The sequence below is a fragment of the Pseudomonas sp. NBB genome, from assembly GCF_032701105.1.
Classification (GTDB): Bacteria; Pseudomonadota; Gammaproteobacteria; order Pseudomonadales; family Pseudomonadaceae; genus Aquipseudomonas; species Aquipseudomonas asiatica.
The window spans coordinates 249,418-270,331 of sequence record NZ_CP103994.1 but is presented as its reverse complement, the minus strand read 5'-3'; the positions used below and the strand labels follow the sequence as shown (position 1 = coordinate 270,331).

Below are 20,914 nucleotides of genomic sequence, written 5' to 3'. Positions count from 1 at the left end.
CGTTAACCAGGCGACAACGCCAGTTCCTTTCTTCCTACCCTTGTAGACCGTTATCTCTACCCCCATATTGGGGCGACTGACGCGTGAAGGAATACATCTTGAGCGACCTCCTCAACCGCCGCCTGAGCCTGCTCGGCGCCAATCTTCCCCTGCTCAAGCAGTGCCTGCACGGTATTGAGCGCGAATGTCTGCGCGTGACCGACGAAGGTCGCCTGGCCCAGACCCCGCATCCGCAAGCCCTGGGATCGGCGCTGACCAACGAGCAGATCACCACCGATTATTCCGAGTCGCTGCTGGAGTTCATCACCCCGGCCCTTCCCGACCCGGCCAAGGTGCTGGAAAGCCTCGAAGAGACCCACCGTTTCGTCTACAGCAAGCTGGGCGACGAATACCTGTGGAGCCCGTCGATGCCTTGCACGCTGCCGGCCGAGGAGGACATCCCGATCGCCGAGTACGGCAGCTCGAACATCGGTAAGCTCAAGCATGTCTACCGCAAGGGCCTGGCCCTGCGCTACGGCCGCACCATGCAGTGCATCGCCGGTATCCATTACAACTTCTCGCTGCCCGAAGCGCTGTGGCCGTTGCTGCGCTCCGCAGAAGGCGGCAGAGAAAGCGACCGCGACTACCAGTCGTCGGCCTATATCGCGCTGATCCGTAATTTCCGCCGCTACAGCTGGCTGCTGATTTACTTGTTCGGCGCCTCGCCGGCCCTGGACAAAGGCTTCCTGCGTGGCCGCCCGCACCAGCTCGAAGAGCTGGATGCCGAAACCTTGTATCTGCCCTACGCCACCAGCCTGCGCATGAGCGACCTGGGCTACCAGAGCAACGCCCAGGCCGGCCTCACGCCGTGCTACAACAACCTGGCCAGCTACACCGACAGCCTGCGCAAGGCGGTGGGCACGCCCTACCCTCCTTACGTCGAAGTCGGCACGCACGTGGATGGCGAGTGGGTACAGCTGAACACCAACATCCTGCAGATCGAAAACGAGTACTACTCGAACATTCGCCCCAAGCGCGTCACCTACACCGGCGAGCGGCCGATCCAGGCCCTGACCTCGCGCGGCGTGCAGTACGTGGAAGTGCGTTGCCTGGACATCAACCCGTTCCTGCCGGTGGGCATCGACCTGACCGAGGCGCGCTTCCTCGACGCGTTCCTGCTGTTCTGCGCGCTGGAAGACAGCCCGCAACTGGACAACGGCGAATGCGGCCAGTGCACCAACAACTTCCTGACCGTGGTCAAGGAAGGCCGGCGCCCGGGCCTGGAACTGCGCCGCAATGGCCAGCCGATCGGCCTGAAGACCTGGGCCAGCGAGCTGATCGAGCGTATCCGGCCACTGGCCGATCTGCTCGACCAGGCGCAAGGCGGTGCAGAGCACGGCAATGCCCTGGATGCCCAGCAGGCCAAGGTCGACGACGCCTCGCTGACCCCGTCGGCCCAAGTGCTGGCGCGCATGACCGAGCATAACGAAAGCTTCGTCAAGTTCGCCCTGCGCCAGAGTCGTATTCACGCCGAAACCTTCCGCGAGCAGCCACTGCCGGTCGAACGCCAGCAGGCCTTCGAAACCCTCGCCCGCGACTCGCTGGCCGAGCAGTCGCGCCTGGAACAGCAGGAAGTCGGCGACTTCGACCTGTTCGTCGGCGCCTACCAGGCCAGCATCCTGGCGATCAGCAACTGATGACCCGCACTGCCACCCCGCGCAAGCCGCGCGCCAGCAGCCAGGCCAGGATCGAGGCGATCCTGGCTGCTGCACGCGAGTTACTGGCCGAGCTGGGAGTGGCGAGCCTGTCGATCTACAGCGTGGCCGAGCGCGCACAGATACCACCGTCGTCGGTGTACCACTTCTTCGCCAGCGTGCCGGCGCTGCTGGAGGCGTTGACGGCCGATGTGCACCGGGCCTTCCGGGAAGCGCTGAGCGCGCCGATCGACAGCAGTGCGTTCAACACCTGGCACGAACTGTCACGGCTGATCGAGCAGCGCATGCTGGATATCTATAACGAGGACGCGGCGGCGCGGCAACTGATCCTGGCCCAGCATGGCCTGAGCGAAGTGGTGCAGGCCGACCGGCAGCACGACATGGAACTGGGCGACTTGATGCACAAGTTGTTCGGCCAGCATTTTCATCTGCCGGTGATGCCGGCGGATGTGGACGTGTTTGCCCTGGCCATGGAATTGAGTGACCGGGTGTATGCGCGGTCGGTGCAGCTGCATGAGGCGATCACCCCGCGCATGGCCGAGGAAGGCAAGCGAGTGTTCGAGGCGTATCTGGGGTTGTATCTACCGCCATTTCTGGCGAAGCGTTCCAGCTGAGATCATTGGGGCCGCGCAAAACATGAAACCTGCGCAGTACCTGTGGGAGCGGGCGTGCCCGCGAAGGGCTGCACAGCAGCCCCATGGCCAACACCCATCACAGCTTGGCGATGGACACTTCAGTCGATTTCACGAAGGCAATCACTTCACTGCCCACCTGCAGCTCCAGCTCACGCACAGAGCGGGTGGTGATGACCGAAGTGACGATGCCCGAGGCAGTCTGCACGTCGATTTCCGACAGTACCGGGCCTTCCAGGATTTCCTTCACGGTGCCTTTGAACTGGTTGCGAACGTTGATGGCTTTGATGGTCATGATTTGATTCCTTCTCTATGGCTTCAGTCTGGTAAGTGAGTCAGTGCGCCCAACGCAGTTGCGTGGGCAAAGGGGCTACAGGATCCGGCTCGGGCGCAGCGCCCGGGGCCGACAGAACACGGTTGAGCACTTCGCTTTCCAGCGCGGCCAGGCGGTGCGAACCACGCGCCCGAGGCCGTGCCAGGTCGACAGTGAGGTCGAGCCCGACTTCGCCGTCCTCGATCAGGATCACCCGGTCAGCCACGGCGACTGCCTCGCTGACATCGTGGGTAACCAGCAACACGGTGAAGCCGTGCTGACGCCACAGGCGTTCGATCAGTTGCTGCATCTCGATACGGGTCAATGCATCCAGCGCACCGAGCGGCTCGTCCAGCAGCAGCAGGCGCGGCTGGTGAATCAGCGCCCGGGCCAGGGCCACACGCTGCTTCTGGCCACCCGACAGAGCCGCCGGCCATTCATTGGCGCGATCGGCCAGGCCAACCGACTCCAACGCTTCCAGCGCACGCGGGCGCCAGTCGCCAGACAGGCCCAGGCCAACGTTGTCGATCACCTTCTTCCATGGCAGCAGGCGCGCGTCCTGGAACATCAGGCGGGTTTCTTCGCGGGCCTGCTCCAGCGGCGCCGCACCGGCCAGCAACTGGCCTGCAGTGGGCTGGTCGAGACCGGCCAGCAGGCGCAGCAAGGTGCTCTTGCCGCAGCCACTACGGCCGACGATGGCGACGAACTGGCCGGCAGGAATATGCAGCTCGATCCCCTTCAGCACTTCGCGCTGGCCAAAGGTCTTGCGCAGGCCGCTGGAAGCCAGCGGGATGCCACGCAGCAGGCGTGGCGGCTGTTCCTTGAGTACGGTCATGCGCCCTCCTTCTTCGCCACTTGATAGGCCGGGTGCCAGCGCAGCCACACACGCTCCAGGCCCCGGGCTGCGAGGTCGGCAAGCTTGCCGAGCACGGCATACAGGACGATGGCCAGCACTACCACGTCGGTCTGCAGGAACTCACGGGCGTTCATCGCCAGGTAACCGATGCCGGCATTGGCCGAAATGGTTTCGGCAACGATCAGGGTCAGCCACATGAAGCCCAGGGCAAAGCGCACGCCTACCAGGATCGAAGGCAATGCTCCGGGCAGGATCACCTGGCGGAACAGGCTGAAGCCGGACAAGCCATAGCTACGCGCCATTTCCACCAGCGCAAGGTCGACGTTGCGGATGCCGTGATAGGTGTTCAGGTAGATCGGGAACAGCGTGCCCAGCGCCACCAGGAAGATCTTTGCCGACTCGTCGATACCGAACCACAGGATCACCAGCGGGATCAGCGCCAGGTGCGGCACGTTGCGAATCATCTGCACCGAGCTGTCGAACAGGCGTTCGCTCCAGTTCGACAGGCCGGTGATGAAACCCAGCACCAGGCCGATGCTGCCACCGATGACGAAGCCCAGCCCGGCACGCCAGCCACTGATGGCCAGGTGGGTCCAGATCTCGCCGCTGCGCACCAGCTCGACGCCGGCGCTGACCACGGCGCTGGGCGCGGGCAGGATGCGCGTCGACAGCCAGCCGGCGCTGACCGCCAGTTGCCAGGCAGCCAGCAGCAGTACCGGCAGCGCCCATGGCGCCAGGCGCTGGCCAAGGTTGTTGGAAGTTGCACGACTCATGGCCTGGCCCTCAGCTCTGCGCAACGGACTTGGGCAGGATGTCGTTGGCCACCATTTCGCCAAACGGGCTCACATAGCCGCCGGCCTTGGCTTGCTCCGGGCGTTGCACATCCAGGTGCGGGAACAGCAACTCGGCCACCCGGTACGACTCTTCCAGGTGCGGGTAGCCGGAGAAGATGAAGGTATCGATGCCCAGCTCGGCGTATTCCTTGACGCGTGCCGCGACGGTCGGGCCATCCCCCACCAGCGCGGTACCGGCACCGCCACGCACCAGGCCGACCCCGGCCCACAGGTTGGGGCTGACCTCCAATTTGTCACGGTTGCCGTTGTGCAGGGCGGCCATGCGTTGCTGGCCGACCGAGTCGAAGCGCGCCAGCGAGGCCTGTGCACGAGCGATGGTGTCGTCGTCCAGGTGCGAGATGAGCTTGTCGGCAGCGGCCCAGGCTTCTTCGTTGGTTTCCCGCACGATCACGTGCAGGCGGATGCCGAAGCGCACTTCGCGGCCCTGAGCAGCGGCTTTCTCACGCACCTGGGCGATTTTTTCAGCGACCGCACTCGGCGGCTCGCCCCAGGTCAGGTACAGCTCGACCTGCTCGGCGGCCAGGTCCTGTGCGGCTTCGGAGGAACCACCGAAATACAGTGGCGGGCGTGGTTGCTGGATCGGCGGGTAGAGCAGCTTGGCGCCCTTCACCTGGATGTGCTTGCCGTCGTAGTCGACCACCTCGCCTTCCAGCACCTTGCGCCAGATACGGGTGAACTCTACAGAGGCTTCATAACGTTCCTGATGGTTCAGGTGCAGGCCGTCACCGGCCAACTCGTCCGGGTCGCCACCGGTCACCAGGTTGAACAGCGCGCGGCCATTGGACAGGCGATCAAGGGTTGCTGCCTGGCGTGCCGCCACGGTCGGCGAAATGATCCCGGGGCGCAGGGCGACCAGGAACTTCAGCCGCTGGGTCACCGGGATCAGCGATGCCGCGACCAGCCAGGAGTCCTCGCAGGAGCGCCCGGTAGGTATCAGCACGCCACCAAAGCCGAGCCGGTCGGCCGCCTGGGCGATCTGCTGCAGGTAGCCATGGTCGACTGCGCGGGCGCCATCGGAGGTGCCCAGGTACTTGCCGTCACCGTGGGTAGGAAGAAACCAGAAGATGTCAAGGCTCATTGGAGTTGTCTCCTCAAGGGGGGCTCAGCCAGGGCGGCGCCCCGGCGCAGGCGAATCAATCAAGGCGCACTGGCGACCTTGGCCGGGGGAGTCCAGATCACGTCCTTGATGCTCAGCGGCTTGGGAATCAGCTTCAGTGCCTGGAACGTGTCGGCGATCTTCTGTTGCGCGGCCACCACTTCCGGGGTGAGCGGCGCGGCACCGTAGCCTTGGCGCTTGACCGAAGTCAGGGTGATATCGGCGGGCAGGCCGAGCAGCGGCGCGACCTGGTCGGTCACTTCCTGCGGGTTGGCCTGGGACCATTCACCTACGGCACGCACTTCTTCGATCAGGGTGTTGATCACCGCCGGGTGCTGGGTCGCGTAGTTGCGAGTGGCCAGGTAGAACTGATGGTTGTCGACCAGGCCCTTGCCATCGCGCAGGGCATGAGCCTGAAGCTGTTTCTCGGCGGCAGCCTGGTACGGGTCCCAAATCACCCAGGCGTCCACGCTGCCGCGCTCGAAGGCGGCGCGGGCGTCGGCCGGGGGCAGGTACACCGGCTGGATGTCGCTGTATTTCAGGCCGGCGTCTTCCAGGGCGCGAACCAGCAGGTAGTGAACGTTGGAGCCTTTGTTGAGAGCGACTTTCTTGCCCTTGAGGTCTTTGACCGACTGGATCGGCGAGCCATTCGGCACCAGGATCGCCTCGCTGTGCGGTGCTGGCGGCTCGTAGGCGACGTACAGCAGGTCGGCACCGGCGGCCTGGGCGAACACCGGCGGGGTTTCACCGGTGACGCCAAAATCGATGGAGCCGACGTTCAGCCCCTCAAGCAGTTGCGGGCCGCCGGGGAACTCGGTCCATTGCACCTGCACGCCCTGCTCGGCCAGGCGCTTTTCCAGCGTGCCCTTGGCTTTGAGCAGCACCAGGGTGCCGTATTTCTGGTAACCGATACGCAGGCTCTCGGCCTGGGCTTGGGTGATGGCGCCGAAGGACACAGCCGCCGCAAACAGGGCGACCAGACCGCGACGCAAGAAGACTGTGCGCATGGCGCTCTCCTGTGCGAGTGGGTTCGGGTTGCACCTGCTTGCCTCGTTGTCGGGCGAGTAAGGTGGTGAAGCGGGTTGGGCCGGTCAGATGCTCCAGCGAGCGCTGATCAGGCGTTCGTTCAATACGCCGGGCGCCACGGGGCGCGGCCGGCGGGCTAGTGCAACGTGGAAGGTTTCCAGCGCGTCCTGCAGGCGTTCTTCCAGCGCCGCTACCAGCTGCGCGGGCCTGGAGCCTTCTGCGTAGGCGACCTGGCTGTCGTCGGCGAAGATCCCTTGCAGGGTCTCTTGCGCCTTGAGTGCCGACAGCACGGGTTTCAGTGCGTAATCCACCGCCAGCATGTGGGCGATGCTGCCGCCGGTGGCGATAGGCAACACGATCTTGTGTGCCAGGGCGCGTTCGGGCAGCAGGTCGAGCAAGGTTTTCAGGGCTCCGGCGAACGAGGCCTTGTACACCGGCGTGGCGACGATCAGGCCATCGGCCTGGGCGACCAGCTGCTGGAAGTGCTGCACCTGCGGGCTGTCGAAACGGGCGTGCAGCAGGTCTTCGGCGGGAAAGTCGCGCACCTGGAACGTCACTACCTCGACGCCACGGTCCTGCAGCCACTGGCGAGAACGCTCCAACAGCACGCCGGAGCGTGAACGGGTACTGGGGCTACCACCGATTGAGACGACCAGCATTGCAGCGCTTCCTTGTGTTCTGTTGGAGGTGACATTAACAGCCCCCGCATATATCTAGAAATCATATTTTTTCATTTATTTATTCCATTTTTGTTTTTATCTTCAAGGGCCTATTCGCGGGCACGCCCGCTCCCACAGGTTTTGTAGCAAAGCCAAGTCCTGCAATGTTCCTGTGGGAGCGGGCATGCCCGCGAAGAAGCCAACGCAGTTTCAGCAGGCATAAAAAAGGGCCGTCGAAACGGCCCGAATATCCCTGCTTTGGCTAAGAGCAATGCAACGAGGAATCCTTTAACGATTGGGCTGCGGGGTCAGCCGCAGATAGGGTTTGACCGCCCGGTAACCTTTGGGGAAACGCTGCTTGATCTCTTCCTCGTCCTTCAGCGAGGGCACGATTACCACGTCGTCACCGTCCTGCCAGTTACCTGGCGTGGCGACCTTGTGGTTGTCGGTCAGCTGCAGCGAGTCGATCACCCGCAAGATTTCGTTGAAGTTGCGCCCGGTACTGGCCGGGTAGGTAATGGTCAGGCGCACCTTCTTGTTCGGGTCGATGACAAACAGCGAGCGCACGGTCAGGGTGTCGCTGGCGTTCGGGTGGATCAGGTCGTACAGGTCGGACACCTTGCGGTCGGCGTCGGCAATGATCGGGAAGTTGACCACGGTGTTCTGGGTTTCGTTGATGTCATCGATCCAGCGGTGGTGCGAATCGACCGGGTCCACCGACAGGGCGATGGCCTTGACCCCACGTTTGGCGAAATCGTCCTTTAGCTTGGCGGTAAGGCCCAGCTCGGTGGTGCACACCGGGGTGAAGTCGGCTGGGTGAGAGAACAACACCCCCCAGCTGTTGCCCAGCCACTCGTGGAAGCGGATCTTGCCTTCGCTGGAATCCTGTTCGAAATCGGGGGCGATATCGCCGAGTTTTAGGCTCATGGGCTGCGGCTCCTGTGCTGGGTTCTGTGCCGTGTGGGTTCAATGTGCCTGCATTCGATTAAAAATAAAAAGAATAAATACTGATTTGTTTATAACCAAAATACACATGAAATTGCAGACACAAAAAAGCCTCGCACTAGGCGAGGCTTCTTGTTCAGCTACGGCTTACAGGAAGTTGTAAGTGTAGTTCACGATGAAGCGAGTCTGGTCTTTGTCCCCGATGCTTTCGCCGCTACCACGGTAAACACCCTGACGCAGGCTGAAGCCCAGGCCTTTGAGAGTGCCTTGCTGCAGGGTGTAGTCGACGCGTGCGTCACGTTCCCATTCGTTGTAGCTGCCGTCGCCCGACTTGTTGCGGATGTCGTCACCACGCAGGTAGGCCACCGAAGCCTTCAGGCCTGGAACGCCCAGGGACGCGAAGTCATAGGAGTACTGACCGAAGGTGGTGTTCTCACCGGCACGAGCGAACTGGTTGATCATGCTGTCGGTGAACAGGTAGAAGCTCGAGCCGCCATTGCCTTCCAGCGACGAAGTGGAGCCGTCCTTGCGGACACTACCTTGGTTCAGCCAGACGAAACCACCATCGTCACCTACCTGCTGGTGACCGACCATCAGCGCATGGCCACCCAGGGTGTAGGTGAACATGGCGCTCCAGGTCTTGTTGTCGACCTCGCCTGTGTTCTTCGCGTAGCCACCGTTGTTGTCGAAGGCGTAACCGGTCTCGCCATTCTTGCCGTCGCTGCGGCTATCGAAGTAGCGCAGGTCGGTCTTGAACGACTGGTTGTCGGCGATCTTGAAGACGTGGGTAGCACCCAGGAAGTGCTGCTTGTAGAAGTCTTCCAGGTTCGAGTAGTAGTACTGCAGGGTCAGGTCGGGAGTGAGCTTGTAGTCACCACCGGCGAACTGGAACTTGTTGCTGTCGCGGAAGGCGCCAGAAACGGAAAGACCGGTACGGTTGCTCGAAGCACGACCCATGGCGTGGGTCAGTTGACCTGCGTTGAGGGTCAGGTTGTCGATTTCCTTCGACTGGAGGGTGCCACCCTCGAAGGTCTGCGGCAGCAGACGGCCGTCGTTGGAGACCAGGATCGGCAGCATAGGCGCCAGGGCGCTACCGTAGTGGACCTCGGTCTTGGAGAAGCGAGCCTTGGCGTTACCACCAATGCGTGCCCAGTCGTGAACTGCCGAACCATCGGAGTCGCTTGGGAAGAAGGTGTTGTTGGCATCTGGACGGCTACCACGGCCACCATCCAGGTGAATGCCCCACAAAGCCTGGACGTCGACACCAAAACCTACGGTGCCTTCGGTGAAACCAGACAGGTAGTCGAGCTTGAAGCCCTGACCGCTTTCTTTCTGGTCGATACCGCTTTCGCGGTTGTCATCGTTGAAGTACATGGTGCGCGAGCTGAGCGACAGCTTGCTGTCTTCAACGAAACCGGCAGCGCCTGCTTGTTGGGCGAGAACCCCCAGTGCCACGGCCAGGGCCAGGCTGGACTTGTACATGTTTTGCTCCTCTACGTTCTAATTCTTGTGTATCTCTGGTGGCGGGATCTGCTGCCCCGCTCACCGTGGATTGGCGATTTAGTCCCAAAGGGTGACCGTAAAGTCAATCGTTTCTAAACGTTTCGCGACTTTGGTCTAAGACGCCAGCTGCGCTACAGGATAATGACAATCCTATAAATCCAAAATGACCGTTTTATGAATTGGTAAGATTTTTAAGGAATATGTTAGGAATTGTTACTGCTATTCGTTAGAAGCAGCCCACTCATCATAACCAATGGTTATTTGCAAACGTTTGCTCATAACCTAATTCCGTATCGTTCTATCGGGACAAAAAAGCCTAGCAGCACTCTCGGATTTCATCATTGAGCGAAATCACAGCGTTTCCCTGTTAACGCGTCTCAAACCATTGGCTCCTAAGCTAATGCAAAAAAGTTATTTATTTTACATTTCTTAGATCAATTAGCCTTCTCGTCATCCACCACACCGATTGCCTGACGAGAGGTTCACCATGATCCCGCACGCCCCGCTGCGCCTGTTCGCCGCCCTGACCCTCGCCAGCGCCAGCTGGTTGGCCCAGGCTGCTGACCTGACCGTGGCCTACCAGACCACCGTCGACCCGGCCAAGGTGGCGCAGGTCGATGGCGATTACGAAAAAGCCAGCAAGGCCAGCATCGACTGGCGCAAATTCGATAACGGCGCCGACGTGATCACCGCCGTAGCCAGCGGCGATGTGCAGATCGGCTACCTGGGCTCCAGCCCGCTGGCCGCCGCAGCCTCCCGCAAGCTGCCGGTCGAGACCTTCCTGATCGCCACGCAGATTGGCGCCGGTGAAGCACTGGTCGCCCGCGACAGCATCAAGACTCCGCAAGACCTGGTCGGCAAGAAAGTCGCCGTGCCTTTCGTCTCCACTGGCCACTACAGCCTGCTGGCCGCGCTGAAGAGCTGGAACATCGACCCGGCCAAGGTGCAGATCCTCAACCTGGCGCCACCGGCAATCATTGCCGCCTGGAAGCGCGGCGACATCGATGCCACCTACGTCTGGGACCCGGCCCTGGGTGTGGCCAAGGAAAACGGCAAGGTGCTGATCACCTCCGGCGAGCTGGCCGAGAAAGGCGCACCGACCTTCGACGCATGGATCGTGCGCAAGGACTTCGCCGCCAAGCACCCCGACGTGGTCAAGGCCTTCGCCAAGGTCACCCTCGACGCCTACGCCGACTACCGCAAGAACCCGCAAGCCTGGCTGGCGAACCCCGACAACGTGAGCAAGCTGGCCAAACTTTCGGGCGCCAAGCCTGCCGACATCCCGGTGCTGCTGCAGGGCAACGTGTACCCACTTGCCGTCGACCAGGCCAATGCACTGGGTGCATCGACCACCCAGGCGCTGACCGACACGGCCACCTTCCTCAAGCAGCAAGGCAAGGTCGACGCGGTGCTGCCGGACTACTCGCCCTACGTCAGCGCCAAGTACCTCCCCAACTAAGCCTGTAGAAACCGACCGGAGCCTGCCATGGCCTTGCTCGAACTGGAGCGCATCAGCGCACAGTACCCCGGTGCCGAAACCCCGGTACTGGCCGACATCAACCTGAGCCTGGGGCCGCGCCAACTGCTGGTGGCCCTGGGTCCTTCCGGCAGTGGCAAGACCTCGCTGCTCAACCTCATCGCAGGCTTCGTCGCCCCCAGCGGCGGGCGCATCACCCTGGACGGCGTGCCCGTCCAGGGCCCCGGCGCCGAGCGCGGCGTAGTGTTCCAGGACGATGCGCTGCTGCCCTGGCAGAACGTGCTGGGCAACGTCGCATTCGGCCTGGAACTGGCCGGCGTGCCACGCGCCGAGCGTGAGGCCAAGGCCCGCGAAATGCTGGCCCTGGTCGACCTCGACGGCTTTGGCGAACGGCGTATCTGGCAATTGTCCGGTGGCCAGAAGCAGCGTGTTGGCCTGGCCCGGGCGTTGGCAGCCGATCCACGAGTGTTGCTGATGGACGAACCGTTCGGCGCACTTGATGCCTTCACCCGCGAGCAGATGCAGGAGTTGTTGCTGCAGGTATGGCAACGCACCGCCAAGCCGGTGTTCCTGATTACCCACGACATCGAAGAAGCCGTGTTCCTCGCCAGTGAACTGGTACTGCTGGCGCCCAACCCGGGGCGCGTGGTGGAGCGCCTGCAACTGGACTTCGCCCAGCGCTACGCAGCGGGTGAATCGGCGCGGGCCATCAAGTCCGACCCGGCTTTTATCGAAACCCGCGAGCACGTACTTGCGCGGGTGTTCTCTCAACGCCAAAGCCTGCAGGAGCGCGCATGAGCAGCCTGGACCTGCCGGTCACCGGCAAGCGCAATACCCAACCCCGGCCAGCCACCAAGCTGCGCCGCCCCCTGCCCACCCGCTGGATCAGCACTCTGACCCTGGCCAGCCTGCTGTTGGCCTGGTGGCTGGTGACCGCGGTCGGCTGGATCGAGCCGCTATTCCTGCCCTCGCCCGCCGACATCCTGGCCAAGGCCGGGACCCTGCTGACCCAAGGCTATATGGATGCCAGCCTGTGGCAGCACCTGGGTGCCAGCCTGGGGCGCATCGGCGTGGCCCTCCTTGCCGCCACCCTCACCGCCATCCCGGTGGGTATCGCCATCGGCTACAACCGCGTGGCCCGCGGCATTCTCGACCCGCTGATCGAGTTCTACCGGCCGATCCCGCCGCTGGCCTACCTGCCGCTCATCGTCATCTGGTGCGGCATCGGCGAGCTGTCCAAGGTGCTGCTGATCTATCTGGCAATCTTCGCCCCCATCGCCATTGCCACCGCTACCGGCGTGCGCACTGTCGACCCGGCCAAACTGCGTGCAGCGCAGTCACTGGGCGCGACCAAGGCCCAGCTGATCCGCCACGTGATCCTGCCCAGCGCCCTGCCCGACATCCTCACCGGCATCCGCATTGGCCTGGGGGTTGGCTGGTCGACCCTGGTGGCCGCCGAGCTGATCGCCGCCACCAGCGGCCTGGGCTTCATGGTGCAGTCGGCGGCGCAGTTCCTGGTTACCGATGTGGTGGTGCTGGGGATTTTGCTGATCGCCCTGATCGCCTTCGCACTGGAAATGAGCCTGCGTGCCCTGCAACGCAAACTGGTGCCTTGGCACGGGCAGAACCACTGAATCCTGTTGACCACGCCAGCAGCCTGGCGCCTGATTGAAGAGACCGACATGAGCCTGACCATCACCCCCCTCAGCCCGGCGCTCGGCGCCCAGATCAGCGGCGTGGACATCAGCCGCGATATCACCGTCGAAGAACGAGACGCCATCGAGCAGGCACTGCTGCAGCACCAGGTGCTGTTCTTCCGCGACCAGCCGATCAACCCGCAGCAGCAGGCGCGGTTTGCCGCCCGCTTCGGCGACCTGCACATCCACCCTATCTACCCCAACGTGCCGGAAACCCCGCAGGTGCTTATCCTCGACACGGCGGTGACCGATGTGCGCGACAACGCCGTGTGGCACACCGATGTGACCTTCCTGCCGACCCCGGCCCTGGGCGCGGTACTCAGCGCCAAGCAGTTGCCGGCCTACGGCGGCGACACCCTTTGGGCCAGCGGCATCGCTGCCTTCGAAGCCTTGTCGGCGCCGCTGCGCGAGATGCTCGACGGGCTGACAGCCACCCATGACTTCACCAAGTCGTTCCCGCTGGAGCGCTTTGGTACCACGCCGGAAGACCTGGCGCGCTGGGAAGCAACCCGGCGGAACAACCCGCCGCTGTCGCACCCGGTGGTGCGCACGCATCCGGTGAGCGGGCGCAAGGCGCTGTTCGTCAATGAGGGGTTCACCACGCGCATCAATGAGCTGGGCGAACTGGAAAGCGAGGCACTGTTGAAACTGCTGTTCGCCCATGCGACGCGGCCGGAGTTCAGCATTCGCTGGCGGTGGCAGGAGAATGACGTGGCGTTCTGGGACAACCGCGTGACCCAGCATTTTGCGGTGGATGACTACCGGCCGAACCGGCGGGTGATGCATCGGGCGACCATCCTCGGGGATGCGCCCTTCTGATAGAGATGCATCAGCAGTGCCGGCCTCTTCGCGGGTAAACCCGCTCCCACAGGTACCGCACCGGTATTGAAGCCAGTGTTATACCTGTGGGAGCGGGTTTACCCGCGAAGAGGCCGGTACAGGTTATTACCTGACCAGATGCAGAAACTGCATGTGCCTTTCGTACTGGTCGAGGATGTCGTTGATGATCTGCTCCTTGCTGTAGCCCACCAGGTCATAGTTCTGGCTGCCTTCGCTCAGGTGCACCTCCGCCCGGTAGTAACGGCGGTTCTTCAACTCCTGGGTACCCAGCCCAGCCAGGGCGAACGATGGCGTGAAATAGCCACGCATCTGCACCTGGTAAATGAACGGCTGCTCCTCGCCATGGCCAATCTTCAGGCTGACGTTGTCGTGGCTCGGGTCGTCCTGGGTAATCAGCACCAGGCCCTTCTGCTCGAACACTTCACGCACATCGGCAATTGCCGGGCGCACCACGTCGTCCATGAAGCGGTACACCTCATCACGCGACGGGAAGTGCACCGCCTGGCTCAGGCGCTGGCGCCAGCCGCCACGGCCGCGGCGTGACTGGGCGAACGGGGCCAGCGAATGCATCTGCGCGATCTGCCGTTGCGACTCCAGGTAGAACGCCTTGTGCAGCCCCCACATCATGCACAGCAGGATCAGCGAGAACGGCAATGAGGTCAGCACCACCGCCGACTTCAGCGAGTCGATGCTTCCGGCGAACAGCAGCGCGCTGGTGATCAGCGCGGTCATCGCCCCCCAGAAGATACGCAGCCAGTTCGGCCCATCCTCGTCCGCATCACCGCCCTTGGCCGACAAGGTCGACAGCACCACGGTGCCCGAATCGGCCGAGGTGACGAAGAACACAAAGCTGATGAACACCGTCACGGCGATCACCGTCTTGCTCCAGGGGTAGGTCTCCAGCAGCAGGTACAGGCTCATCGACGGGTTATCCAGCGCCGACTGGCCCAACGCTGTCATGCCGTGGTTGATGACTTGGTCCAGGGCACTGTTGCCGAAGATCGACATCCACGCCAAGGTGAAGCCCAGCGGAATCAATAGCACGCCAAAGACGAACTCGCGAATGGTGCGGCCACGGGAGATGCGGGCGATGAACAGGCCCACGAACGGCGCCCAGGCAATCCACCAGGCCCAGTAGAACACCGTCCAACCGCCCAGCCAGTCGCGGTTCTCGCCGTAGGCATAAACGTCGAAGCTCTTGCGCGGCAAGGCACCCAGGTAATCGCCGAGGTTCTGGATCAGCGTGTTGAACAGGTGCTGGGTAGGCCCGGCGAACAATACGAACAGCAGCAGCGCGCAGGCCAGGAACAGGTTGATGTCGCTCATCACCCGCACCCCCTTCTCCACCCCGGCCACGGCCACGGCCACCGCCGCGCCCATCATCAGGGTGATGAGCAGTACCTGCACCCACTGGCTGTGATCGATGCCGAACAGGTAGTCGAGGCCGGCGTTCAGGTGCAGCACGCCAAAACCCATATCGGCACCCAGGCCGAACACCGTTGCGATGATGCCGAAGCCGTCCACTGCATAACCGATCGGCCCGTTGATGCGCTTGCCGATCAGCGGGTACAACGCCGATCGCAAGGCCAGCGGCAGGTTGTGCCGATAGGCGAAGTAGGCCAGGGCCATGCCGACGAAGGCGAACACCCCCCAGCCATGCAGGCCCCAGTGCAGAAACAGGATCTGCATCGCCTGACGCCCGGCCTCGGCCGTGCCCGCTTCGCCCTGGGGCGGCTGCAGCATGTGGGTCAGGGGTTCGGACACGCAGAAGAAGAACAAGGTGATGCTGATGCCGGCGGCGAACAGCATGCCGGCCCACGACAGGTAGCTGAACTCGGGTTCGTCGTGGTCGGCACCGAGCTTGATCTTGCCGTAGCCGGACAAGGCGGTGACCACCACGAAGACCAGATACAGCGTCATCGCCAGCATGTAGTACCAGCCGACCGTGTTGGCCGCCCAGTTCTGCGCCGCCAGCAACCAGTCGCCTGCTGCTTGCGGATAGGAAATGACCACGAGGCCGAAGATGAGGATGAAACTTGCCGCGAAATAGAACACCGGGGGGTTCATGCGGATCTTGCCATTGGCAAGGGAAGGGGTCGGTGCACTCATTGGGGGCGCACCTCGTCGAATGACGTAAGGCTCGGAATGAACGGGTTCAGCAAAGGAATCCTCCTGTTGAACACCGGCAGCGGACCAGCGTTTTTTCATTGAACAAGCGTTCAAGTTAAACATGGATCGGATTTCAATGCGAATTGGGGCGCTGATTGGTGCCCTCATGTTCCGGCCCTTTCGCGGGTAAACCCGCTCCTACAGGTACTGCACAAGATGCAGAATCTGTGGGAACGGGTTTACCCGCGAAGTGGCCGGTACAGGCCAATGAAATGCCAGATCAGTTCTTGTCCTGGCAATCCAGCTGCAGGTTGGCCTGGGTAATGTTGCTTTCGGCCGGCACACTGCGGGTCAGCCACACATTACCGCCAATGGTCGAGCCTTTGCCGATGGTGATCCGCCCCAGCACCGTGGCCCCCGCATAGATCACCACATCGTCCTCGACGATCGGGTGGCGTGGCAGGCCCTTGTGCAGGGTGCCCGATTCATCGCTGGGGAAGCGCTTGGCGCCCAGGGTCACCGCCTGGTAGATGCGCACACGCTCGCCGATGATCGCGGTTTCGCCGATCACCACGCCGGTACCGTGGTCGATGAAGAAGCTCGGGCCGATCTGCGCCCCGGGGTGAATATCGATCCCAGTGGCCGAATGCGCCAGCTCCGAGCTGATCCGCGCCAGCAGCGGCAGGCCGGCCTGGTACAGATGGTGCGCCAGGCGATGGTGGATGATCGCCAGGATGCCCGGGTAGCACAGCAGCACTTCATCGACACTGCGCGCAGCCGGGTCGCCGTGATAGGCGGCCAGCACGTCTGTGTCCAGCAGCACGCGCAGCCCCGGCAGGGCGGCGGCGAATCCCTGCACCAGGCTCAGCGCATGGGCATCGACGCCGGCCAGTTCGCCCTTGCGTTGTCGTGCGGCGTAGCGCAGCTCCAGGCGGGCCTGGGCCAGCAAGGCGGTCAGGGCGGCATCCAGCGTATGGCCGACGTAGAAGTCTTCGCTTTCTTCGCGCAGGTCGACCGGGCCAAGGCGCATGGGGAACAGTGCGCCGCACAGTTGCTCCAGGATGTGCCGCATCGCTTCGCGCGAAGGCAGCTCACGCCCGCCCTGCTCGCCGCTGCTGCGGCCATTGCGGGTGCGCCATTGTTCACGGGCGCCGCGCAGGCCGGTGACGATGCTCTGCAACTGCCAGTGCCCGGATGAAGGTTGTTCGCTCACGGTTTTCTCCTGCCTGAAGAGGCCAACTATTTTTATCGCCAGGCCAGGCCTCTTCGCGGGTAAACCCGCTCCTACAGGGACTGCACAGGTTTCGATGCCTGTGCGGTCTCTGTAGGAGCGGGTTTACCCGCGAAGAGGCCGGACCTGCCTACATGCAATTCACTCTACGGCAAATCCATCCCTTGGAAAAAACAACGCTTTATTCCATCCTGCGCTAAGTCAGGCATAAGCCGCGATGACGGAGCAGGCAACCTCGCCTACCCTCAATGCAGCCAGCACCTGGCAAAAACCAAAAGGAAATAACAAAATAATTTTTTAGTATTTCCTGGCCTAAGCAGCCGACCCTATAGTCGCCACCCACTACTTACACAACAAGCGCGGGGCTCTGAAATGTCGAAATTCGCCAAACCGCTACTCAACGCCAGCCTGGCACTCCTGCTGGGTGCCGGCCTGCTCAGTCAGGCCTTCGCTGGCGAGCAGCTGAAGACCATCCAGGAAAAAGGCGTGATCAACGTCGGCCTCGAAGGCACCTACCCACCGTTCAGCTTCCAGGACGAAAACGGCAAGCTGACCGGCTTCGAAGTGGAACTGTCCGAGCTGCTGGCCAAGGAGCTGGGGGTAAATGCCAAGGTGCAGCCGACCAAGTGGGACGGCATCCTCGCCGCACTGGAATCCAAGCGCCTGGACGTGGTGATCAACCAGGTGACCATTTCCGAAGAGCGCAAGAAGAAGTATGACTTCTCCGAGCCTTACACCATCTCCGGCATCCAGGCGCTGATCCTGAAGAAGAAGGCCGAGCAGCTGAACATCCACAAGGCCGCAGACCTGGCAGGCAAGAAGGTCGGTGTAGGCCTGGGCACCAACTACGAGCAATGGGTCAAGAAGGACGTGCCACAAGCCGATGTGCGCACCTATGAAGACGACCCGAGCAAGTTCGCCGACCTGCGCAACGGCCGTATCGACGCCATCCTGATCGACCGCCTGGCCGCGCTGGAATACGCGCAAAAAGCCAAGGACACCGAACTGGCCGGCGATGCCTTCTCGCGCCTGGAAAGCGGCGTGGCCCTGCGCAAGGGCGAGCCGGAACTGCTGGCAGCGATCAACAAGGCGCTGGACAAGCTCAAGGCTGACGGCACGCTGGCCAAGCTGTCCGAGAAATACTTCGGTGCCGATGTCACCAAATGATCGCTGAAAGCCTGCAACTCGTTGTCGACTCCGCGCCCTTCCTGCTGAAGGGCGCGGGCTATACAGTGCTGCTCAGTGTTGGCGGCATGTTCTTCGGCCTGGTGCTGGGCTTTGCCCTGGCACTGATGCGGTTGTCGAAGATATTGCCCCTGAACTGGCTGGCGCGGGTCTACGTGTCGTTCTTCCGCGGCACGCCGCTGCTGGTGCAGCTGTTCGTCATCTACTTCGGCATGCCGCAGATCGGCATCGAACTCGACCCGATCCCGGCTTCGCTGATCGGCCTGTCGCTGAACATGGCCGCCTACATCTGCGAAATCCTGCGCGCGGCGATTTCCTCGATCGACCATGGCCAGTGGGAAGCCGCCGCCAGTATCGGCATGACCCGCGTCCAGGCCATGCGCCGGGCGATCCTGCCCCAGGCCTTGCGCACCGCACTGCCGCCGTTGGGCAACAGCTTCATCTCGCTGGTCAAGGACACTGCCCTGGCGGCAACCATCCAGGTGCCCGAGCTGTTCCGCCAGGCCCAGCTGATCACCGCACGCACCTTCGAAGTGTTCACTATGTACGTGGCGGTAGCGGTCATCTACTGGGTGTTGTGCAGCATCCTCGCGCACTTCCAGAACCGCATGGAAGCGCGAGTCAACCAGCATGACCAGGAGCATTGAGCATGATTGAAGTCAAAGGCCTGACCAAGCGGTTCAAAGGCCAGACCGTGCTCAACGGTATCGACCTGACCGTACAACCCGGCGAAGTGGTGGCCATCATCGGCCCCAGCGGCTCGGGCAAGACAACCTTCCTGCGTTGCCTGAACCTGCTGGAAACACCCGATGCCGGGCAGATTCAGATCGGCGATATCAGCATCGACGCCAACCGCCCGCTGGGTGGGCAGCAAAGTGCGATTCGCCGCTTGCGCCAGCAGGCCGGGTTCGTGTTCCAGAACTTCAACCTGTTCCCTCATCGCACCGCCCTGGAAAACGTGATCGAGGGGCCGGTGATCGTCAAGAAGACACCCCGCGAGCAGGCGATCGAACTGGGCCGGCGCCTGCTGGCCAAGGTCGGCCTGGCCGGCAAGGAAGACGCCTACCCGCGGCGCCTGTCCGGTGGCCAGCAACAACGGGTGGCCATCGCCCGCGCCTTGGCAATGGAGCCGGAGGTGATCCTGTTCGACGAGCCGACCTCGGCGCTGGACCCCGAACTGGTGGGTGAAGTGCTGGCGACCATCCGCGGCCTGGCCGAGGAGAAGCGCACAATGATCATCGTTACCCACGAGATGAGCTTTGCCCGGGATGTGGCGAACCGGGTGATCTTCTTCGACAAGGGCGTGATCGTGGAACAGGGCGAGGCCAAGGCGCTGTTTGCGGCGCCGAAGGAAGAGCGTACCCGGCAGTTCTTGCGCAAGTTCCTGGGGACTGCTGCCTCCGAGTAAACCTGCACTGGCCCTATCGCCGGCAAGCCAGCTTGTATGGTTAGACTTGAAGGGAGGAGGAGGGACAAAGCCAGCTTCTGACTGTTAGCGCAGTACAGACCGTGGGAGATCTCGCCCCTCCTCCCTTTTCACCCAAGCGCCGATAAAGAATGCTTCCGGGCTCAGACCGACGAAAGACACAAGCCAGCGCCTCTGGGTGACCCTTCAAGTGCTTCAACACTATCGAGGAGAGTTGCTCATGGCAATGGTGGTTGCTGATTCAAAGCGGCTGATTGGCGTGGATGTGGCCAAAGCGGAACTGGTCATCTGGGACGATGAATCAGCAGAGCTCATAGCAATCCCCAATACCAAAGCAGCTATTAAGAAATGGCTCAAAGGCCTCTCGGGTGCGATGTCCGTGGCCATCGAAGCGACCAACATCTATCACGTTCTGTTTACGGATCTGGCCTTTGAGTTTGGGCATACGATCTACGTGGTAGATGGTTACGCCCTGAGCCATTACCGCAAAGGCGTCAACGTACGCGCTAAGACAGATGCAATTGATGCCCAGCTGTTGGCCCGCTATCTGAAGAACGAAGGACAGGACCTTACGCCTTGGGCGCCGCCACCGGCTATCTATCGACAACTTCTGAGCCTGTTTCGGCGACGTGCGGGACTGGTCCAGGCACGAACCAGCCTGTCTCAGGGATGGGCTAATGAACCGCTACTTAGAGCCGCCTTCAAGACACATCTGCGTGCGATGCAGCGGCTTGAGCTGCTGGTGGAGAAGATGATCAAGGGTCTGCTGGAAAAGGCCGGACTGATGCCTCAGGTAAAGCGCTGCATGAAGGTCGAGGGGATTGGTTTTCTAACGGCTGCACGCCTGACTGCGACGTTTCAGCGTGGCAACTTCAGCGGGGGTGATGCGTTTATCGCCTTTTTGGGTATGGATCTGAGGATTGCGCAGTCGGGGCAGAAAAAAGGGCAATCCAAGCTCACGAAGCGAGGAGACCCCGAAGCTCGACGCCTCCTTCACAACGCAGCCATGTCGGCATGCCGCACGGCAGTATGGAAATCGTACTACGAAGAGCGCCTGGCACGTGGTTTTAGCACGACAGCATCGCTTGTCATGCTCGCACGCAAATTGGCGCGAGTAGTATTTGCCCTACTGAAAAGCGGAGATGAGTATCGGTCAAAAGCCGCTTAAAAAACTTCCCTAAAACCATAGAATCTCCCACAGATACCCCACAGTAATCAAAACCTGTGGCGTCCTGTGGGAGCTGGCTTGCCGGCGATAGGGCCAGTACATCCACAGCAAATCCCTCCTTCTATATATATTCCAAAGAGTTAGTTCATAAACTTTTTATAAAGCATTAGGGTATATAAACCGGACCACCGGACCAGCACACA

Annotated in this window: 20 protein-coding genes; 10 read left to right on the top strand and 10 right to left on the bottom strand. The window is 62.1% G+C overall.

What is annotated here, in order from left to right; genetic code table 11:
• Positions 1-98: 98 nt before the first annotated feature.
• Both gshA and NY023_RS01165 read left to right on the top strand, forming a co-directional pair.
• Positions 99-1,676 (top strand): glutamate--cysteine ligase, encoded by a 1,578-nt coding sequence (gene gshA / locus NY023_RS01170; protein ID WP_024087993.1) that lies wholly within the window; start codon positions 99-101, stop codon positions 1,674-1,676.
• The gene (locus NY023_RS01165; RefSeq protein WP_013970451.1) at positions 1,676-2,308 is read left to right on the top strand and encodes a TetR/AcrR family transcriptional regulator; all 633 of its coding nucleotides are present in this window, start codon (positions 1,676-1,678) and stop codon (positions 2,306-2,308) included. The genes gshA and NY023_RS01165 overlap by 1 nt, the downstream gene beginning before the upstream one ends.
• A 97-nt stretch (positions 2,309-2,405) precedes the next feature.
• On the opposite strand, the gene NY023_RS01160 is transcribed toward NY023_RS01165, so the two are convergent.
• The 8 genes from NY023_RS01160 to NY023_RS01125 form a co-directional block, all read right to left on the bottom strand.
• The gene (locus NY023_RS01160) at positions 2,406-2,621 is read right to left on the bottom strand and encodes a molybdopterin-binding protein (protein WP_003255829.1); all 216 of its coding nucleotides are present in this window, start codon (positions 2,619-2,621) and stop codon (positions 2,406-2,408) included.
• A 40-nt stretch (positions 2,622-2,661) separates the two neighbouring features.
• The gene (ssuB, locus tag NY023_RS01155) at positions 2,662-3,474 is read right to left on the bottom strand and encodes an aliphatic sulfonates ABC transporter ATP-binding protein (RefSeq protein WP_013970450.1); all 813 of its coding nucleotides are present in this window, start codon (positions 3,472-3,474) and stop codon (positions 2,662-2,664) included.
• Positions 3,471-4,268: an aliphatic sulfonate ABC transporter permease SsuC gene (gene ssuC, locus NY023_RS01150; protein ID WP_013970449.1), complete on the bottom strand. Its 798-nt coding sequence runs from the start codon at positions 4,266-4,268 to the stop codon at positions 3,471-3,473. The genes ssuB and ssuC overlap by 4 nt, the downstream gene beginning before the upstream one ends.
• Positions 4,269-4,278: 10 nt before the next feature.
• Positions 4,279-5,427, bottom strand: a complete 1,149-nt coding sequence (gene ssuD / locus NY023_RS01145) for an FMNH2-dependent alkanesulfonate monooxygenase (protein WP_013970448.1) — start codon at positions 5,425-5,427, stop codon at positions 4,279-4,281.
• A gap of 59 nt (positions 5,428-5,486) precedes the next feature.
• Complete coding sequence (locus NY023_RS01140; protein WP_023660886.1) at positions 5,487-6,452, bottom strand: sulfonate ABC transporter substrate-binding protein; 966 nt, start codon at positions 6,450-6,452, stop codon at positions 5,487-5,489.
• An 84-nt stretch (positions 6,453-6,536) separates the two neighbouring features.
• Positions 6,537-7,130 (bottom strand): NADPH-dependent FMN reductase, encoded by a 594-nt coding sequence (gene ssuE, locus NY023_RS01135; protein WP_024087992.1) that lies wholly within the window; start codon positions 7,128-7,130, stop codon positions 6,537-6,539.
• Between the two features lie 288 nt (positions 7,131-7,418).
• Positions 7,419-8,057: a peroxiredoxin gene (locus NY023_RS01130; protein ID WP_013970445.1), complete on the bottom strand. Its 639-nt coding sequence runs from the start codon at positions 8,055-8,057 to the stop codon at positions 7,419-7,421.
• Between the two features lie 165 nt (positions 8,058-8,222).
• Positions 8,223-9,557: an OprD family porin gene (locus tag NY023_RS01125; protein WP_013970444.1), complete on the bottom strand. Its 1,335-nt coding sequence runs from the start codon at positions 9,555-9,557 to the stop codon at positions 8,223-8,225.
• A gap of 508 nt (positions 9,558-10,065) precedes the next feature.
• Here NY023_RS01125 and tauA point away from each other — a divergent pair.
• Genes tauA through tauD form a run of 4 tightly spaced genes read left to right on the top strand, consistent with a single transcriptional unit; the run spans position 10,066 to position 13,571 of the window.
• Complete coding sequence (tauA, locus tag NY023_RS01120; RefSeq protein ID WP_013970443.1) at positions 10,066-11,037, top strand: taurine ABC transporter substrate-binding protein; 972 nt, start codon at positions 10,066-10,068, stop codon at positions 11,035-11,037.
• Positions 11,038-11,064: 27 nt separating this feature from the next.
• Positions 11,065-11,853 carry a taurine ABC transporter ATP-binding subunit gene (tauB, locus tag NY023_RS01115; RefSeq protein ID WP_013970442.1) on the top strand — a complete coding sequence of 263 codons (789 nt, stop codon included), beginning with the start codon at positions 11,065-11,067 and terminating at the stop codon, positions 11,851-11,853.
• Positions 11,850-12,689 (top strand): taurine ABC transporter permease TauC, encoded by an 840-nt coding sequence (tauC, locus tag NY023_RS01110; RefSeq protein WP_013970441.1) that lies wholly within the window; start codon positions 11,850-11,852, stop codon positions 12,687-12,689. Before tauB ends, tauC begins: the two co-directional genes overlap by 4 nt.
• Positions 12,690-12,737: 48 nt before the next feature.
• A complete protein-coding gene (gene tauD, locus NY023_RS01105) occupies positions 12,738-13,571 on the top strand; it encodes a taurine dioxygenase (RefSeq protein WP_015268590.1) in 834 nt (277 codons plus the stop codon).
• A 126-nt stretch (positions 13,572-13,697) separates the two neighbouring features.
• On the opposite strand, the gene betT is transcribed toward tauD, so the two are convergent.
• Both betT and epsC read right to left on the bottom strand, forming a co-directional pair.
• On the bottom strand, positions 13,698-15,659 hold the full coding sequence (betT, locus tag NY023_RS01100) for a choline transporter BetT (protein WP_164842874.1): 1,962 nt from the start codon (positions 15,657-15,659) through the stop codon (positions 13,698-13,700).
• Positions 15,660-15,981: 322 nt separating this feature from the next.
• The gene (gene epsC, locus NY023_RS01095) at positions 15,982-16,914 is read right to left on the bottom strand and encodes a serine O-acetyltransferase EpsC (protein WP_013970438.1); all 933 of its coding nucleotides are present in this window, start codon (positions 16,912-16,914) and stop codon (positions 15,982-15,984) included.
• A 390-nt stretch (positions 16,915-17,304) separates the two neighbouring features.
• Here epsC and tcyJ point away from each other — a divergent pair, with 390 nt between their 5' ends.
• The 4 genes from tcyJ (at position 17,305) to NY023_RS01075 (ending at position 20,711) form a co-directional block, all read left to right on the top strand.
• Complete coding sequence (tcyJ, locus tag NY023_RS01090; RefSeq protein WP_013970437.1) at positions 17,305-18,099, top strand: cystine ABC transporter substrate-binding protein; 795 nt, start codon at positions 17,305-17,307, stop codon at positions 18,097-18,099.
• Positions 18,096-18,764: a cystine ABC transporter permease gene (tcyL, locus tag NY023_RS01085; protein WP_013970436.1), complete on the top strand. Its 669-nt coding sequence runs from the start codon at positions 18,096-18,098 to the stop codon at positions 18,762-18,764. Before tcyJ ends, tcyL begins: the two co-directional genes overlap by 4 nt.
• A gap of 2 nt (positions 18,765-18,766) precedes the next feature.
• Positions 18,767-19,525, top strand: coding sequence for an L-cystine ABC transporter ATP-binding protein TcyN (tcyN, locus tag NY023_RS01080; protein WP_013970435.1), 759 nt, complete (start codon positions 18,767-18,769; stop codon positions 19,523-19,525).
• A gap of 238 nt (positions 19,526-19,763) precedes the next feature.
• On the top strand, positions 19,764-20,711 hold the full coding sequence (locus tag NY023_RS01075; protein ID WP_038408539.1) for an IS110 family transposase: 948 nt from the start codon (positions 19,764-19,766) through the stop codon (positions 20,709-20,711).
• Positions 20,712-20,914: the final 203 nt, after the last annotated feature.